Source organism: Chryseobacterium sp. R2ACT005, from assembly GCF_049949215.1.
Taxonomy (GTDB): Bacteria; Bacteroidota; Bacteroidia; order Flavobacteriales; family Weeksellaceae; genus Chryseobacterium.
The window spans coordinates 3,766,926-3,784,008 of the sequence record NZ_CP188192.1 but is presented as its reverse complement, the minus strand read 5'-3'; the positions used below and the strand labels follow the sequence as shown (position 1 = coordinate 3,784,008).

The 17,083-nt window shown below is 36.5% G+C and carries 18 protein-coding genes; 15 read left to right on the top strand and 3 right to left on the bottom strand.

The annotated features are described in order from the left end of the window. Nucleotides 1-6: 6 nt before the first annotated feature. The 4 genes from ACPF63_RS17270 (at nucleotide 7) to ACPF63_RS17255 (ending at nucleotide 3,042) form a co-directional block, all read left to right on the top strand. Nucleotides 7-615, top strand: a complete 609-nt coding sequence (locus ACPF63_RS17270) for a TerD family protein (RefSeq protein ID WP_426480739.1) — start codon at nucleotides 7-9, stop codon at nucleotides 613-615. An 85-nt stretch (nucleotides 616-700) separates the two neighbouring features. Then, complete coding sequence (locus ACPF63_RS17265) at nucleotides 701-1,744, top strand: TerC/Alx family metal homeostasis membrane protein (RefSeq protein ID WP_426480738.1); 1,044 nt, start codon at nucleotides 701-703, stop codon at nucleotides 1,742-1,744. A gap of 353 nt (nucleotides 1,745-2,097) precedes the next feature. Next, nucleotides 2,098-2,625: a TetR/AcrR family transcriptional regulator gene (locus tag ACPF63_RS17260; protein WP_180565187.1), complete on the top strand. Its 528-nt coding sequence runs from the start codon at nucleotides 2,098-2,100 to the stop codon at nucleotides 2,623-2,625. Nucleotides 2,626-2,628: 3 nt separating this feature from the next. Next, nucleotides 2,629-3,042 (top strand): DUF1348 family protein, encoded by a 414-nt coding sequence (locus ACPF63_RS17255; protein ID WP_426480737.1) that lies wholly within the window; start codon nucleotides 2,629-2,631, stop codon nucleotides 3,040-3,042. A gap of 207 nt (nucleotides 3,043-3,249) precedes the next feature. Here the strand turns inward: ACPF63_RS17255 and ACPF63_RS17250 are convergent, their stop codons facing one another. Further along, nucleotides 3,250-4,257, bottom strand: a complete 1,008-nt coding sequence (locus tag ACPF63_RS17250) for a catalase (RefSeq protein ID WP_426480736.1) — start codon at nucleotides 4,255-4,257, stop codon at nucleotides 3,250-3,252. A 297-nt stretch (nucleotides 4,258-4,554) separates the two neighbouring features. Here ACPF63_RS17250 and ACPF63_RS17245 point away from each other — a divergent pair, with 297 nt between their 5' ends. The 6 genes from ACPF63_RS17245 (at nucleotide 4,555) to ACPF63_RS17220 (ending at nucleotide 9,258) form a co-directional block, all read left to right on the top strand. Continuing rightward, nucleotides 4,555-4,989 (top strand): FKBP-type peptidyl-prolyl cis-trans isomerase, encoded by a 435-nt coding sequence (locus tag ACPF63_RS17245; RefSeq protein ID WP_426480735.1) that lies wholly within the window; start codon nucleotides 4,555-4,557, stop codon nucleotides 4,987-4,989. Nucleotides 4,990-5,124: 135 nt separating this feature from the next. Then, nucleotides 5,125-6,075, top strand: coding sequence for a hypothetical protein (locus tag ACPF63_RS17240; RefSeq protein ID WP_426480734.1), 951 nt, complete (start codon nucleotides 5,125-5,127; stop codon nucleotides 6,073-6,075). Between the two features lie 66 nt (nucleotides 6,076-6,141). After that, complete coding sequence (locus tag ACPF63_RS17235) at nucleotides 6,142-6,552, top strand: Rrf2 family transcriptional regulator (RefSeq protein WP_077413945.1); 411 nt, start codon at nucleotides 6,142-6,144, stop codon at nucleotides 6,550-6,552. A 59-nt stretch (nucleotides 6,553-6,611) separates the two neighbouring features. Beyond that, the gene (locus ACPF63_RS17230; RefSeq protein WP_426480733.1) at nucleotides 6,612-7,265 is read left to right on the top strand and encodes an NAD(P)-dependent oxidoreductase; all 654 of its coding nucleotides are present in this window, start codon (nucleotides 6,612-6,614) and stop codon (nucleotides 7,263-7,265) included. A gap of 17 nt (nucleotides 7,266-7,282) precedes the next feature. Continuing rightward, nucleotides 7,283-8,455: a MoaF-related domain-containing protein gene (locus ACPF63_RS17225; protein ID WP_426480732.1), complete on the top strand. Its 1,173-nt coding sequence runs from the start codon at nucleotides 7,283-7,285 to the stop codon at nucleotides 8,453-8,455. A 122-nt stretch (nucleotides 8,456-8,577) separates the two neighbouring features. Then, entirely contained in the window at nucleotides 8,578-9,258 is a 681-nt protein-coding gene (locus tag ACPF63_RS17220) for a hypothetical protein (protein WP_426480731.1), read from the top strand. An 81-nt stretch (nucleotides 9,259-9,339) separates the two neighbouring features. Here ACPF63_RS17220 and ACPF63_RS17215 read toward each other — a convergent pair whose 3' ends face one another. Next, the gene (locus ACPF63_RS17215) at nucleotides 9,340-10,365 is read right to left on the bottom strand and encodes a M23 family metallopeptidase (RefSeq protein WP_426480730.1); all 1,026 of its coding nucleotides are present in this window, start codon (nucleotides 10,363-10,365) and stop codon (nucleotides 9,340-9,342) included. A gap of 225 nt (nucleotides 10,366-10,590) precedes the next feature. Between ACPF63_RS17215 and ACPF63_RS17210 the strand changes: the two genes are divergently transcribed. The 4 genes from ACPF63_RS17210 to ACPF63_RS17195 all read left to right on the top strand — a co-directional run bounded on the left by ACPF63_RS17210 (nucleotide 10,591) and on the right by ACPF63_RS17195 (nucleotide 14,750). Next, on the top strand, nucleotides 10,591-11,631 hold the full coding sequence (locus ACPF63_RS17210) for an NAD(P)H-dependent glycerol-3-phosphate dehydrogenase (protein WP_180565195.1): 1,041 nt from the start codon (nucleotides 10,591-10,593) through the stop codon (nucleotides 11,629-11,631). 277 nt (nucleotides 11,632-11,908) lie between these two features. Beyond that, entirely contained in the window at nucleotides 11,909-13,414 is a 1,506-nt protein-coding gene (gene mqo / locus ACPF63_RS17205) for a malate dehydrogenase (quinone) (protein WP_426480729.1), read from the top strand. Between the two features lie 65 nt (nucleotides 13,415-13,479). After that, nucleotides 13,480-13,878: a hypothetical protein gene (locus ACPF63_RS17200; RefSeq protein WP_047382319.1), complete on the top strand. Its 399-nt coding sequence runs from the start codon at nucleotides 13,480-13,482 to the stop codon at nucleotides 13,876-13,878. Between the two features lie 5 nt (nucleotides 13,879-13,883). Next, entirely contained in the window at nucleotides 13,884-14,750 is an 867-nt protein-coding gene (locus ACPF63_RS17195) for an AadS family aminoglycoside 6-adenylyltransferase (protein ID WP_426480728.1), read from the top strand. Between the two features lie 2 nt (nucleotides 14,751-14,752). Here ACPF63_RS17195 and ACPF63_RS17190 read toward each other — a convergent pair whose 3' ends face one another. Next, complete coding sequence (locus ACPF63_RS17190) at nucleotides 14,753-16,333, bottom strand: GMC family oxidoreductase N-terminal domain-containing protein (RefSeq protein ID WP_426480727.1); 1,581 nt, start codon at nucleotides 16,331-16,333, stop codon at nucleotides 14,753-14,755. A 131-nt stretch (nucleotides 16,334-16,464) separates the two neighbouring features. Here ACPF63_RS17190 and ACPF63_RS17185 point away from each other — a divergent pair, with 131 nt between their 5' ends. Beyond that, entirely contained in the window at nucleotides 16,465-17,082 is a 618-nt protein-coding gene (locus ACPF63_RS17185; protein ID WP_426480726.1) for a DUF1684 domain-containing protein, read from the top strand. Nucleotide 17,083: the final 1 nt, after the last annotated feature.

The following is a 17,083-nucleotide window of genomic DNA, read 5'->3' as shown; positions in this document are numbered from 1 at the left end:
AAAAAGATGGCTATCAACTTACAAAAAGGTCAGAGAATTAACCTTAAAAAAGAAAATGGAGCTGAGCTTTCCCAAGCTTGTGTAGGAATCAACTGGGGAGCAATTGAAAAGAAAGGATTTTTTGGAACTAAAAAAGAAGCAGTAGACTTAGACGGAAGCTGTATTTTATATGATTCAAACAAAAACGTTACTGAAGTAATCTATTTTGGAAATCTTAAATCTAGAAACGGATCTGTAAAACACAGCGGAGATGATCTTACCGGTGACGTAAACGGAGATGACGGATTGGATAACGAGGTGATCACAGTAGATTTCAGCCAGCTGGAGCCGAATGTAGAGCATGTGGCTATGGTACTGAACAGCTACAGAGGCCAGGACTTCGGAACAATTCCTTTTGCTTCTATCCGTATTTATGAAGGAACACCTACCAATGTGAGAGAAGTGTTTGCAAAATATGATATTGCAAATGATGCTTCTTTCAACGGACATGTTGCCATGGTAATGGGTGTTTTCTATAAGAGAAACGGAGAATGGAAATTCAACGCTATCGGAGATCCTACAGCAGACAAAAAGCTGGAGCAGACGATCCAGACGGTACAGATGAATTATCTATAATCAATTGTAAATCAAAAGATAAATAAAATAGCAATATTTGTACTCTGTACATCTATTGCTTTTATCATATAATAACATAACTCACGTGGAACATCAAAGTATTTTAGAACTGCACCCAGGTCTGGTGTGGGGATTTGCAATAACAGTCGTTATCATGCTGCTCCTGGACTTAGGGGTATTTAATAAAAAAAGTCATGAAGTCTCTTCCAAAGAAGCTACCATATGGTCTATCGTGTGGATTTCGCTTTCAATGGTTTTTTCAGGAGTGGTGTATTGGGTATTCAATACCGATGGAAGCCCTGAAAGCCATGCTTTGGCAATAGAGAAATTTACACAATATCAGGCCGCCTATTGGATTGAAAAAGCCTTGTCTGTGGATAATTTATTTGTATTTATCCTTGTTTTCGGTTTCTTTAAAGTTCCGAAATACCTTCATCACAAGGTTCTTTTCTGGGGAATCATCGGTGCATTGATCTTCAGGGCTATATTCATTTTTGCAGGAGTAGGATTGATCAATCTGACTTATCTTCCTGAAATGAATATTTTTGGTAAAGCTGTACAAATCAATATCGTTATGGCACTGTTCGGGTTGTTTCTTGTATACGCTGGTATCAAATCATGGGGCGACGGTGGCGACGATGACGATGAAGATTACAGCAATACAGCAGGAGCAAGACTGATCAAGAGTTTCTGGAAAGTTTCTGACAACTATGACGGAGATAAATTCTTTACCATTCAGAATGGAATCAAAATGGCAACTCCTCTTTTAGTGGTAGTAGGGGTTATCGAATTTACTGACGTTCTTTTCGCGGTAGACTCTATTCCGGCTATTTTTGCGATTTCTAATGACCCTTTCATCCTTTATACATCGAATATCTTTGCGATTTTAGGATTAAGATCATTATATTTCCTGTTAGCGAACTTTATCCACATGTTCAGCAAACTTCCTTATGGATTGGCGATTATCCTTTCCTTCATTGGAGTTAAAATGCTTATTGCACCATGGATTCATATTCCGTCTCCGGTTTCTTTAGGAATTGTAGGAGGAGTATTGGTGATCTCTGTTCTTTTATCCATCATCTTCCCTGAAAAAGAAGAAGAGAAAAAAGAAGAATTAGAAGAAAAATAATTTTATTTAAAATATATAAAAAGCCTCCGGAATTCAATTCTGGAGGCTTTTTTGTTGGAAGAACGCAAAGTCGCAAAGAAGATAAAAATTATGCTGCTTTTTAAGACGCAGGAAAATCAAAGATTTTCAGCAAGGATAATTACTTATATTAATTATTCGCATTATTCAAAGCCATATTATTAGCGGTATTCAATTTTATCGAAGATAAAATCTTTGCGCCTTGACACATTCTTATAAAAACTTTAGCGCTTTTGCGTTTCCAACGAAATAAAAGAAATATTTTAAAAATAATAATAGACAGACTAGTCTGTCTATTATTTTTTTCATACATTTGTTCCAGAAAAGAAAAGCATATGAAATCCCCAAGAGAAAGAATTATAGAAACCACATTTCAATTGTTCGCAAGACAAGGCTATAATTCTACCGGAATCAATCAGATTATTTCAGAAGCAGAAGTTGCCAAGGCAAGCTTTTATCAGTATTTTAAATCCAAAGAAGACCTGTGTGTAGAATTTCTGAAGGTAAGACATGAATATTGGTTCAATGAACTCCATAACTTCTTAGCAAAAGAACAAGATTCAAAATCTAAAACTACCAAAGCTTTCGATTTTCTGGTCTATATGAATGAAAAGGAAAACTTTCGGGGATGCAGTTTTCTGAATATTTTATCAGAAATCCCAATGGATAATATTAAAATTCTGAGTGTCATTCAGTCCCATAAAGCTGATCTCAGAAACTATTTTTCAGAATTGATAGATGATGATGAACTATCCGACCATGTTTATATGCTTTTTGAGAGCAGTATCATAGAAAGCCAGCTTTTCAAATCCAATGAATTAATTGAAAAATCAAAAAAAATAGTCACCAATTTAATACAATAAATCATGGAACAAAAACACCCGCTTCCACCTTTCACTCTTGAAACGGCATTGGAAAAAATTCAATTGGCTGAAGATGCCTGGAACAGTCAGAATCCTGAAAAAGTTTCTAAAGCATACACCAGCAACAGCGAATGGAGAAATAGAGATACCTTTGTGAATGGTAGAGAAGAGATTGTAGCATTTCTTCAAAAGAAATGGGATAAAGAACTTCATTATAAGCTTAAAAAAGAATATTGGGCACACACGGATAATCGCATTGCGGTTCGCTTTGAATATGAATATCAGACCAAAGATGGAAACTGGTTCAGGGCGTATGGAAACGAGAACTGGGAGTTTGATGAAAATGGGCTGATGGCGAAAAGATATGCAAGTATCAATGATTTAGCTATTAACGAAGAAGATCGAAAGTTCAGATAAAATAATAAGAAATTATCTCAAAACTCAAATTATTTGGTTTTTGTCATTCTGACGAAGGAAGAATCTTAATGATAAACAATGATGTGAGATTCTTCACTACATTTCATTTCGTTCAGAATGACACTTCCAAGAAATGCTCTTTTTTAGATAAAATCTTTGTTTTGCATTCAAAAATTTATAACTCATCATTTATAATTCATCATTATTTTAACTGTTTTTCCCATGCAGCAGTTTGTTAATCTTTCTTCGCGTTTGCAAAGAAATTTTATAAGCCTCATCACGCAGTTTCTGTATTTTCCCTACAGGCTGGAAGAACATTTTACTTTCAAAAGGATTGAATGAAAGAAGCTCATTCGTGCAATTGCGTGAATCCAATAAGGAATCTTGGTTGATTCTGACTTCACCAATTTTAATAAATGGAGAATTTTTCCATTCAACATTCAGTTTGTTGACCGGTTGATCTTTTAAATCATAACAAATCTGTATCATAACATCTGCAGTGAAATCATGAGTTTGAAGATAGTTTGTCAAAGAATCCTTGATCTTCTGCTTCCTGCCTGTATTTTTATCAACGGATTGAGGACTTAACTTTATTTTAATGATCTGATCTCCCAGTCGGTAAGCTCCTACAGAATAATAATCAAAGGACAGGATAAAATCATTTCTTTTCCCAATAAGCATAAGCATATTACGAAGCATATCGCCTGTCAATAAAGAGGGCAGTGTTTTGATCAGCTGAACAAACATAGAAAATAAACTGCTCCATTGCTTCATATAAATCCGATTAATTGCTGTAAACAATTTCAGAAAAGTAGAAACAGAACTGACAGGGAACAAAGGAAAATTCACCAATGGATAATTGGCAAGTAATCCACTGTTCTCATCCTTGATCTGCACAGCAAAGCCATACGCAGGAATATCTTTTTTTGAATTCTTAATTTTCAACTGAGCATTGGAAAATCGTATAGTCAGATCGAATTTTTCCTTATCAAAAAAAGGATGCAGTGATTCCGGGATATCAGGTTCAATCCAGAACGTTCCCTTTGCTACGGCATATGTTTTAGCATGGGCGTTTCGGGTTGCATAATTGACGTCACTGATGGAAGAGGACTGCTCAACAAAATCAGCAATTGTTTTTTTATTGATTTCAAGAAGCTTTTTTTCCTCCTCATTCAGTTCATCAAACTTCTTATTATATTTTAATGGATTTGGCATTTAGTTTTTAAAATCCAATTATAACGCCAAGTTTCGAAATCTGTGTTAAGTAAGTATTACAATTATTTGAATTTTGTTGAAAAGATGCTTTTAAATAAAGAAATGTAAGGCAATATGATTGCTGAATTTCGATCAATATACTATTTAACTTGTTGATTATTAGTATAAAATTGTTTTAAATAAGAATAAATTAAAACGTATTGTTTGATGTGGAAATACTCAGGATTTTTAATCTTCCATCCTCATGCTTCCCTCTTCCAAGCCTAAAAAAGCATTATCTTTGTAAAAAATTATAATATGGGAGTAGCAGATATGTTATTTAAACGTAAAAAAGAATTGGCAGAAAAGAACCTGAAAGAGGGTAAAGAATATATGGAAGAGTATGGTAAGAGAGAAAGCGTTGTGCAATTACCAAGCGGCTTACAGTATGAGATCATTACAGAAGGAGACGGTCCAAAACCAGGTCCTAAATCTACTGTAAAATGTCACTATCACGGAACCACTATTTCCGGTAAAGTATTCGATAGCTCAGTAAAAAGGGATACACCTGCATCTTTCCCTTTAAACAGAGTGATTTCAGGGTGGACAGAGGCACTTCAGCTGATGCCGGTTGGAAGCAAATGGAGACTGATCATTCCACCGCATTTAGCTTATGGAGATCAGGAGATCAGCAAAGAAATCGGACCAAACAGTACGCTTGTTTTTGAAGTTGAATTACTGGATATTAAATAATCCTTCTTAAAAATAGATTAAAAATTTACCTGATTTCAGGTAAATTTTTTTATTTGTGTTATATTCGTATAGATGAATTGTGAAAATGAAGAAATTTATTTTACAATGCGTCAGGCAACACAAAAATATGACTGAATGAAAAAACTCTTCTACCTTATTGCTATGGTTAGCTTACTGGTGTCGTGTGTTTCCAAAAAGAACCAGGCAATCCAGCAGAATATTCTTACCCTTAAGGACAGCTACTGTAAGGCACCTTTTAAATACAATTACAATAATAAGCTTCCGTCTTATAATTCGGATTCTATTCTAACTGCCAATAAAGAACTCAGCGGAATGTTTACCGATCAGAGTGTGTTAATTTTAAATGCATTGGGAAACCTTGATGATGTACACAAAATCATCGAACTTAAAAAAGATTCTTCCCTCACCTCACAGGTGAAAATATTGCAGCTTAAAACCAAAATCAACAGCAGAATTACCATTGCTTTAACAGAGCTGGATGCAGTAGCTGCAGAATTTGACTGTGAAGGAGAAAGAGTGGCTCAGATTGGAAGCTATGTAGATAATCTGAATGCCTCCAGAAATAATAAACTGATTTTATATTCTATCATTGCCGGAGCAGCTTCATCCATTGCGGGTGGAATTGTAAAAAGTGACGGCTGGGATAATGCAATTGGTATCGGAGGAGGTATTTTAGGAGCAGGGTTTGGTTTGGCAACCCTTAATCCCAAGGGAAAAAAAGTAGAATTTATCCACCAGAGAAATCTTTTGAGGGATATATGGAAAGAAAAACTGGAATCCCCAAACTTCCCGCCTTTCATTTGGTATATGTATACTGAGAAAAAATTTTCCAACAAAGAAGAATACTCTATCATAGGAAATATGAAGTTGAGATGGCTTCATTATCAGTTTGATGATGTAAAAGAAGCTGCAGATAAGTCTGTGATCTTCAGCGATGGAGGATTTTACAGAGCAGATGATCTCAATAACCGCGCTGCCATGCTCAATCAGATGCAGTCAGCCACCCGTACCATCAATCAGAATATCAATTATCTGCTGCTTGATCTGGATAAATTAATTCTTTAAGAAAAAATTAACTGTAATGAAATTTGTTACATTTGAAAAAATGTTTACCTTTGCAATGTAATTACAATGAACAATACAAGATTTGCTACGGCAATACATATCATGACATTATTGGCGAAGAGCCCTCAGGAGTGGCTTACTTCCGAGTGGATCGCCGGTAGTATCAATGTGAATCCGGTGATTATCCGAAAGGAGATCAGCGTATTAAGAGAAGCAGGTCTGATGATTAGCAGACAAGGGAAAGAAGGAGGAAGTCAGCTTGGCAAAAATGCGGAATTGATCACCATTTCGGAGATCTATAAAGCAGTAAAAAATACAGAAGTATTAGGTAAAAAAAATCAGAATCCTAATCCGGCCTGCAGTGTTGGAAAGGAAATTAACGTTCATTTAAATACATTATTTGAAGAAACAGATCATTTGGTAGTAAAGTTTTTAGGAGACAAGTCATTACAGGAATTCGCTGACCAGTTCGAGTAAAAATTTTTTAACCTTAAATGTAACAAAATTTATTACAGTTTAATTTAAAAATAAACATTATGAAAAAAGTAGCAGTAATCGGTGCAACAGGATTTGTAGGCGCACACGTAGTAGCAGAATTAGCAGACAGAGGATATGCTGTAGAAGCATTGGTAAGAGATGCATCTAAGGTAAAATCACAGGCAAATGTAACAGCAAAAAGCGTTGATGTAAACAATGTAGATGAATTGGCTGAAGCATTAAAAGGAAGCGACGCTGTCATCAGTACCTTCAACGCAGGATGGACGAATCCTAATCTTTATAACGATTTTTTGAATGGTTCTGAGAATATTCAAAAAGCAGTAGAACAGTCCGGGGTAAAAAGACTTATCGTAGTAGGGGGAGCAGGTAGCCTTTATACTCCGGATAATATACAAATCGTAGACACCCCTGATTTTCCGGATGCTTACAAGCCAGGTGCTACAGCAGCAAGAGATTATCTGAACAAAATCAAAGAAAACAACACGCTGGATTGGACATTCTTCAGCCCTGCAGTAGAAATGAACCAGGCAAATGTAGGAGAAAGAACAGGAAAATACAGAACATCATTAGAAACTCCGGTATTTGATGAAAACGGAAGAAGCCGTCTGTCTGTAGAAGATGTAGCCGTAGTTTTGGTAGATGAACTGGAACAGAACAACCATATCAGAGAACGTTTTACAGCTGCATACTAATACATAAAAGAACAGAAATGATACAAAAGAAATTATTGTCGATATTATCGCTATTGGGATTTATCAGCATATTTGCCGGAAACCTTAAAGTAAAAGTATATAATCCGGGAACCAAAGCTATTTTCCCGATTACTTCCACCATTATTTATGGAGATAAAGATGCCATACTTGTTGATGCTCAATTTCAGAAACAATATGCAGAGCAGCTTGTGAAAGAAATAAAAGCAACAGGAAAGAACCTGAAAACAGTTTTTATCTCTCACAGCGACCCTGATTTTTATTTCGGGTTGGATGTCATCAAAAAAGCTTTTCCTAATGCAAAGATTATCTCAACAGCTCAGACAGCCTATTTGATATCAGCTTCAAAAGATGATAAAATGGGAGTATGGAAACCACAGTTGAAAGCAGATGCTCCATCAGAAATTATTGTTCCTGAAGCAGCTGTTTCAATTCCTGATCTTGAAGGAAACAAAATTGAAATCAGACAAAACCCGGAAGATCCGGCACATAGTTTTCTTTGGATTCCTTCCATCAAAACCATTGCGGGTGGTATTTCGGTTTCCGTAGGCTCACACCTTTGGATGGCAGATACACAAAATGTGAAAGCAATTGATCAATGGATAGGACAGATTGATGCAATGAAAGCATTGAAGCCGGAGCAGGTTGTTCCTTCTCATTTTGCAGAACTTTCTACCACTCCAAAATCTCTTGATTTTGTGAAAAGCTATTTGGAAAACTATAAACAAGCAGTCACTGAAAACAAAACATCTTCTGCTGTTGTAGATTTTATGGTTAAAAAATATCCTGATCTTCATGGAAAAGATGAGCTGGAAATGGGAGCAAAAGTTTTCTTTGGCGAAATGGCTTGGGATCTGAAATCACCTTATCCGGCAATCAGGAATAAAGTGGAAGTTGATTTTGGAGCGGTGAAATTCCTTCTTGATTTTAAAGATAACAAAACAATGACGTTTACAGGAACAGCCGGAAGTTCAAAAAACAGTACAGATACTGTAGAATATACGGCTGTAGAAGTAGCGAAGAATGTTTTTATGGTGTATTGGCATGAGCCACATCTTGGCTTCAACGTAACCCATATTCAGGATTATAATCAAAATATAGTGTATTCAAATATTGCAGGTCCTGATGGTACATTTACCCATCCGAAAGGAACGCTTAAGATTTTGAAGTAATGATAAGAATCAAAAGTACATGTAAATTTTACATGTACTTTTTGTTATATTTGATTAGCAGAAAACCTTCTTTAAAAAGAGAAGAGAATCTGTAATTTATTTTTAAAATCAAATAATAACCAATGAAATTAATTAAAATTCTGCCTTTTCTGTTATTGCTGTTTTTATTCAGCTGTGGTAAACTGGCAACAACATTCGAAGATAAAAAATCTGTTGACGAAGTTCTTAAGTTTTACGGAGGTTATGTTGAAACGATGAAAGGAGTACAAACGCTGAATGGAAAATCCGGTGATTTTTTTGAAGTGGAGATTAAAGACAGTAAACTGATCAATAGCCAGCCTCAAAGAGCTGTATCCAATGCTGCCAATATTGCATTTATAGTTTTTCAGAATCAAAAACCTGGAGAATATGATGTTATTAAAACAAAATTACTTTTATCAGACGGAGCCAGTTTTACAAAATCATTCACTCGAAAAGAACTGCAGGAAGTAAAAGATATATACCCGGAAATTGATAAGATCAATTCATTTTTGATTAATAAAGATGATAAAGGAATTCTTGAAATGTTTGAGCCAAAATTTAAGCCTAAAAAAGAAGTAGTCAAAGAAACGATTTCAAGAATGGATTCTGAATTAGGCCCGATTACAGAAATACAGTTTCAGGGATTTGAATTTCTGGATAATCCCAATCTGGGACAGATGATCTTAATAAGAGAAGTAAGCAAAAGAGATAAGGTTTTCCCGTTTATCAATGTAGCATTTGACAGAAAGACTAAAAAAATGCTGAACATTGAATTTCCATAAAGAATAAAATACGCATAACGTATCCGGAACCTGGGTAATATCAAAATAAAAAAGGCTGTTCATACTGAGCAGCCTTTCTTTTTATAGATTCATAAACAATTTCGGATTAATCGGAGTATTGTTTTTGTGGACTTCATAATGAAGATGAGGACCTGTAGAACGTCCTGAATTTCCGGATTTAGCAATTACCTGACCTACCTTTACTTTATCATTTACTTTAGATACAAGCTGTGATAAGTGTCCGTAGAGTGTAGCCAATCCGTTTCCGTGAGAAACAATCACACAGTTTCCATAGCCCCCTCTCTGTCCGGAAAAAATAATTGTTCCGGCAGCGGCAGCTCTTACATCAGAACCATAGGCAACGGCAATGTCCAGTCCTTTGTGGAACTGCATCTGGTCAGCTTCTGCAGGCGGGTTGTTTTTTTCAGCAACAGTTTTAGTTGTTGTAGTTCCTGCCACAGCTTTTGTTGTAGAAGGAGCTGATGCTGACGCTACAGGAGCTGCTTTTGGAGTAACCATTACTTTTACTTCCCTTTTATTTCCATAGCTGTCTGTAAGTTCTATAATTTTCTCAACAGGTTCAGCTTTTACTTCAGGCTTTGGAGCTGCAGCTACTGCCGGTTTTGCTTCCGTTGCAGCACTTGTTTTTACCGACGCAAAAACAGTTTTGAATGGAATCGGATTTTTTCTCACTCCAAAATTAGAGGAAATATACCCGTCTGTAGGCATACCCAACGGAACCTGCATCAGCTTTTTCTGAAGATCCATCAGATATTGGCTGTATCGGTTTGCCTGTTTGGAAAGATAAATAGAATTTGAAATACTGTCCTGGTTGAGCATCATCAGTTTTTCGTTGGTAATGTCTTTGGACTTCAGGAAAGAGTTGAGTTGAGCCACTGTCTGATCTACGAGCGTAAGATCAGTTTTCATTTTTAGATAATCTACACTGTCTTTTTCAGTGTTTATTTTTACAAGATTGACTTCGTAGGTTTTGTCATCTCTTTCAGAAAAGAGCTTCGCAATGAAGACACCTTGTGCAAAAACTACTAGTAAAAGTCCTCCCAGGAGAATGTTTACGTTCTTCTTGCTGCTTAGAAATTTTTTCATATTTCTTCTCTTAATAAATTTAAAACGGTTTTGAAGCTGCAAATTTAATTAAAAATAAGCTTTGTGGGTTATTTTTAATTAAAATTCAGTTTTTTCTGTATTTAACGGTTAATTAGCTGTTTAATTGTGTTGAAGTGTTAATTTTTTCAGAAAATGGCGTTTATCATAGTTTCAAAGCCTTTGTTACGTCTTTGTTTTAATATCTTTGCAGTTCACATTCCAATTATGGCTAAAAAGAAAATTATTTCAGAATCTTCGAATCCAAAAAAGAATAAAAAGGATATTTCTGTAGGAGTTGTAGGGAGCGGAAGTTTTGCAACCGCTATCGTAAAAATGCTTGTTGAAAACTGTAAGGTTGTACACTGGTGTGTAAGAAGTGAATTTGTAAAAGGAGCCATTGAGCTTCGCGGACATAACCCGACTTATCTTACAGCGGCCCACTTTAATCTGAAAAGCTTAAAATTAACAACAGATATCAATGAACTGGTTTCTGCCTGTGACGTTATTGTGCTGGCAACTCCGTCCATCTACCTGTCTGATACACTGGATAAGATGACCTGTGATTATTCAGATAAGATCTTTATCTCTGCAATTAAAGGGATTATTCCTAAAGTAAATGATGTGGTAGCGCATTATCTGCGTGATGAATTTAAAATCGGGTTCAGAAATCAGGCGGTTATTGCAGGGCCTTGTCATGCAGAAGAGGTAGCGATGGAAAGACTTTCTTATCTTACCATTGCGACAGTAGAAGATGAAACGGCTGAAAAACTTGAAGGTATTTTCAGTTCAGATTTTATCAAAGTACAAACAAGTAAAGATATTTTAGGAAATGAATACAGTGCGATTCTTAAAAATATTTTTGCAATCGGAGCAGGAATCGCAAGTGGTTTAGGATATGGAGATAACTTCACGGCTGTTTTTGTTTCAAATGCAATCCGTGAAATGGAAACATTCCTGGAAGCCATCTATGAAGCACCAAGAGATGTGAATGAAAGTGCTTATCTGGGTGACCTTCTGGTGACTGCTTATTCACTTTTCTCAAGAAACAGAAACCTGGGGAATCTTATCGGAAAAGGATATACCGTGAGATCTGCCATTCAGTCTATGAATATGGTGGCGGAAGGATACTATGCAGCAGATTCTATTTATAAAACAGCAAAACAGAAAAATCTTAAACTTCCAATTATAGATACTGTTTACGCTATTCTTTATGAAGGTAAAAATGCTGAAAAACAGTTTAAAAAACTGACTGCAAAATTGAATTAAAATAACAAGGCTATTGCTAAAACCTTGTTTGTAACATAAAATGAACAAAAAAACTTAAGTATTTCAATGCTTAAGTTTTTTTGTTCATTTTGATGATCCAAGAGATTATAATGATCTGATATTATCAATCATTTCAATGATGTTTTATTGAAATTTTCCATAGCTTTTTGTTGCGTACTCAAGAAGTGTTTTTGCTGTAAAAAATAACGTGTTAAAATCGCTAAACGCGGTCCAGTTTTTAAAACTTTTCACGAAATTTGAAGTAAAATTTTAAATTATGTCACAATCGCTTACAAGCAGAACACCGAAACCTAAATATGACGTTGTACTGATAGGCGGCGGAATCATGAGCGCCACTTTAGCAACGCTGCTTCATGAATTTGATCCAAATCTTGAAATTGCAATCTTTGAAAGACTCGGAAGATTTGCCAAAGAAAGTACAGCAGCATGGAACAACGCCGGAACAGGGCACTCCGCATTTTGTGAGCTAAATTATACCCCTGAAAAACCAGACGGGTCTATTGATATCTCCAAAGCAGAGAGCATTGCAGAACAGTTTGAAATTTCAAAACAATTCTGGGCCTATCTGCTCACCAAAGGCTATATTCATGAGCCTAAAGAATTTATCAATTCCTGCCCGCATATGAGTCTGGTATTCGGAGAAAAAGATGCTGAATATCTTAAAAAACGCCACGATAAAATGGCCGAATCTGTTCTTTTCTCAGGAATGGAATTTTCTAAAGATCATGAGAAACTGAGAGAGTGGATTCCTTTGGTAATGAGCAAAAGAAATCAGTCTGAAGTAATGGCTGCAACGAAGATGGATATGGGGACGGATGTGAACTTCGGAACACTGACAAGAAAAATGGGAAGACATCTTCTGGAAGATTCTAATGTTGAGGTTTTCTTATACCACGAAGTGAAAGATATTGATGCCAGAGAAGACGGAAAGTGGGAAATGAAGGTGAAAGACAGAATCAACAGCCACAAACAGGAAGTGGTGGCAGACTTTGTTTTCATTGGTGCCGGAGGGTATGCACTTCCGTTATTAGACAGTTCAGATATTAAAGAAAGTGAAGGTTACGGAGGTTTCCCGGTTTCCGGACAGTGGCTGGTAAGCCATAACCAGGAATTGGTGGAAAAGCACCAGGCTAAAGTATATACGCAGGCTACAGTAGATGCTCCTCCAATGTCTGTTCCACACCTTGATCTTAGAATTATTGATGGTAAGAAAGCTCTTCTTTTCGGACCTTTTGCAGGGTTCTCCACCAAATTCCTGAGAGAAGGAAGCTATCTTGACCTTCCTGAAAGTGTAAACACCAAAAATCTGAAATCCCTTTTTGGAGCATGGTGGCATAATATTCCTCTGACGAAATACCTTATCCAGCAAGTTGCCATGACGAAATCTCAAAGAATGCAGCATTTAAGAGAATTTGTTAAGGATGCCAAAGAAGATGACTGGGAATTGAAAGTAGCAGGTCAGAGGGTTCAGGTCATCAAAAAAGATGAAAAAGAAGGGGGAAAACTGGAATTCGGAACTGAAGTGGTTGTGAATAAGAGCGGGACCATTGCTTCTCTGCTGGGAGCTTCACCAGGCGCGTCTACAGCAGTATATGCCATGTTGAATGTACTGGAAAAATGTTTCCCGGAAAAATTACATGGCGAATGGAAAGGAAAACTGCTTGAAATGGTTCCTTCTTATGGACAAAAACTGGCTGAAAATCCTGAACTGACCAATGAGGTGAGAAATTATACAAAAGAAAAATTAGAATTAGAATATTAACATCAGTGATGAACAATGGGAGTAGACACTGCTACCCATTGTTCATCACTCATTATTTATAAAAGGTGGAAGAAGTAATTGTAAAACCTGTTATTGCAAAGGAAATCCTGGAATCTCTTAAGGCAAAAACGGAAGAGGAGAAACAGGTGATTGTACATTGTTGTTTTCCGGCATCACCGTTTTTAGGAAACCTGATCAGAATCTGGCACTCGACCTATCTTTTTGACAACCAGTCTGAGCATAGAAGCAAATTGATTCATGCGGAAAATATTTCAATTTCTCCCTATTGGACAGCGGTTCCTTTTATGAAAGATTTTTGGTTTACGTTGATATTTTCCGGGCTTCCGAAAGATTGTAAAAGTTTTGATTTAAAAGAAGTAATTCCTGAAGAAGGCGGCTTTTTTGTAGAATCAATCAAAAGAAATTCTTCCGATGTGTATCGGGTAAAAATCTCAGAATCCTAATAAAGATGAAAATAAGGGAAGAAAAACTGAAACAGATTATTCATTGGGCTGAAAACAATCCCGATATCCGTGCTGTTCTTCTGACCAGTTCATTGGTAAACCCTTATGCTCCCGTAGATGATTTAAGTGATCTGGATGTAGAACTTGTTTTTGAAAACAGGGCATCTTATGAATCCGGAAATGAATGGATCAGGCTTTTTGGTGAACCTATTTCTATGATTGAAGAAGCTGACAGTGTTTTTGAGGGAAAACATGCCATGAAAATGGTTTTGTATAAAGACCATGTGAAGGTTGATTTTAAGCTGTATCAGGTGTCAGAATTTAGTAAAGAAATCAATGAAGAAAATCTTCCCGAAGATTGGGATGTAGGGTATAAAGTTTTACTGGATAAAGATAATCTGACTAAAAACCTGAAACCTCCAACCTATCAGTCTGTCATGATCCATAAGCCTACGGAAAAAGAATTTCAACAGCTGTTCAATGATTTCTGGTGGGATACAACTTATGTGGCAAAATGCCTTAAACGCGGTGATATTTTTTATGCCAAATTTATGTCTGAAAATGTCCTGCGTACTGATTATCTTGTTCCTTTGATTGAATGGTATATTGCCGCGAATCATAACTGGAATAATATTACGACCAATAAGCATGGAAGACTTTTCAAACAATATTTATCCCCGGAATTATGGAATAAAGTGGAAGCTACATTCTCAGGAAATGATATTGAAGAAAACTGGAAAGCTTTGCTTGCCTGTGCCGATCTGGTATATGAACTGGGAACTTCTCTGGCAGAAAAACTTCATTTTATCTATCCGGTAAAACTGGAAGATGATATCCGCAATTATTTTACAGAAATACAATCAATGCCCTGATTTCAGGCAAATTCATTTTGTTTGATGAGGTTTTCAATACAGTATTCTGCAATGGCAGTAATGGTTACAAACGGATTGACACCAATGGTTCCGGGAATTAGTGATCCATCCAGAACATACAGGTTTTCATGATTTTTTAATTTTCCATATTCGTTGGTAGCTTCACCAAGAACACATCCTCCAAGCGGATGATAACAGATATCAGCTCCAAAACCATTATTGAAAAGCAGGTGGCTTCTCGTTCCGCCATTGGCTTTATTCATTTTCCGGATAAAATATTGGGCATTTTCTTTCATTTTGACGGTATTGCTTTCGTCCCAGTTCAAAGTCAGGGATTGGCTGGCTTTATTGTATGCAACTTCTCCTTTTTTATCGACTCTGTTGATGAGCAGATATAAAGCGGTAGCAACATCCATTCCCATCGGTAAAGGGGCAATTTCTGTGAAAAACGGATGTTCCGGATCCTCCCAGTTGTCAATTCCACCTACCGGAATAGTAGATTGCTTGGCTCCTGTACCGCCAGACAAAGGTTGTACCCAGTTTCTTCCGGTCATAAAATTCCCATTGTTACCCCATTTTTTTCCGACCTTTTCATGGAGGGGGAAATTATTTTCTGCATGAGATTGTAACAGAAGCTGTAAAGTTCCCATTGTTCCTGCAGAAAGAATCAGCTTTTTACAGTGGAAAACTTTTTCAGCAGCCAGTATACCTGATGTATCAATCTGGCGGACATTTAATGTATAGCTTTTATCATCATTAAGTTGTATCGTTTGGACATGATGAAGGTCGAGGATTTCCAAATTGCCGGTTTCCAGTGCTTTTCTGAGATAGGTTTTATCCAAACTGTTTTTCCCATAATTGTTGCCATAGATCACTTCGGTATTAAGAGCAGAACGGGGAACTTCATTCCGGAACTCCTTTTCCATATACTTAAAATCATACACATTCGGAACTCTCATGGTTTTAAAACCCGCTTTATGAGCCTCTTCTTCACCTACCCGTGTGAATTTATAATATGGGCAGTCTTTCAGAAACTGTTCATCAATCACATTTACTTTGAGTTCTTCCCGTACCAGAGGAAAATAATGATTGTAAAACCTTTCAGGATCAAGATCAGGAAAAACTTCTTTGAAATAACTTTCTTTGGGAGTAACAGCCATTCCGCCATTCACCAGAGAACCTCCGCCAACGCCTCTTCCTACCCAGATATTGATATGTTCAAAATCCAGACGGTCCAATATCCCGGTAAAAGGAGTCAGAGAAAAAATATTCATGAAAGGGGCAATGCTTTTCTTTTTCAGCCAGGCCGAACTTTTCCCGGGTTTCAGCAGATTGGAAAACGGAATTCTTGCTTTCTCCCAGTTAAGACCCATTTCAAGCATCACTACTTTTTTCCCGGCTTCACAAAGACGTAATGCAGATACAGCTCCTCCGTACCCGCTGCCAATGATCACAATAGGAACATCAGTATTTTCTTTTATCTGGCTGTTTTTTCTTTCCGCAGCCCGGAACAATTCAGATTGAAGAAAATAGAAACCTGATATAGCCAATGCACTGGTCCTGATGAAATTTTTTCTGTCCATGAGCTTTGCTTTCCAAAAAGTATGCTAGATCAGCTGGTGCTTATTTTATTTAAAACAGATTATGTTTTTTTATCAGAATTTTAACTTTTGTTGTTCCGAAAATTCATAGTTTTGGTTATAATTTTACATACATGAAAAAATATATAGTACTCTTTTTACTCCTTCCATTATGGGCTTTTTCTCAGAAAACAGTTTCAAAGGAAGAGAAAGATGTTCAGAAATTTCAGAAAGAACTCAATGCTGAATATCTGAATCCCAAAGAGACTCCATTAAGGGGAGATAACTTTAAAAACTTTAAAGGTCACCCTTTCTTTCCTTTTGATGCTAAATACAGAGTAACCGCAAAATTTGTTAAATCAAAAGATACTAAACCCTTTGAACTTCCTACTTCTTCAGGAAAAACAAAGACGTATCAGGAATATGGAAAAGCTATATTTATGCTGGATGATAAACCCTATACGGTTACCTTATATCAAAGCCTGGCTTTAATCAAGCAAGATAAATATAAAGACTATCTTTTTCTTCCGTTTCGTGATGCTACCAATGAAAAAGAAACCTATGGAGGAGGAAAATATATGGATTTAAAGATACCGAAAGGAAATACGATTGTGCTTGATTTCAATCAGTCCTATCATCCTTTTTGTGCCTATAATGCTTACGATTACAATTGCCCTGTTGTTCCTGAGGAGAATAAACTTCCTGTGGAAATCCGTGCGGGAGTAATGTATGAAGATATTTACCATCATTAAG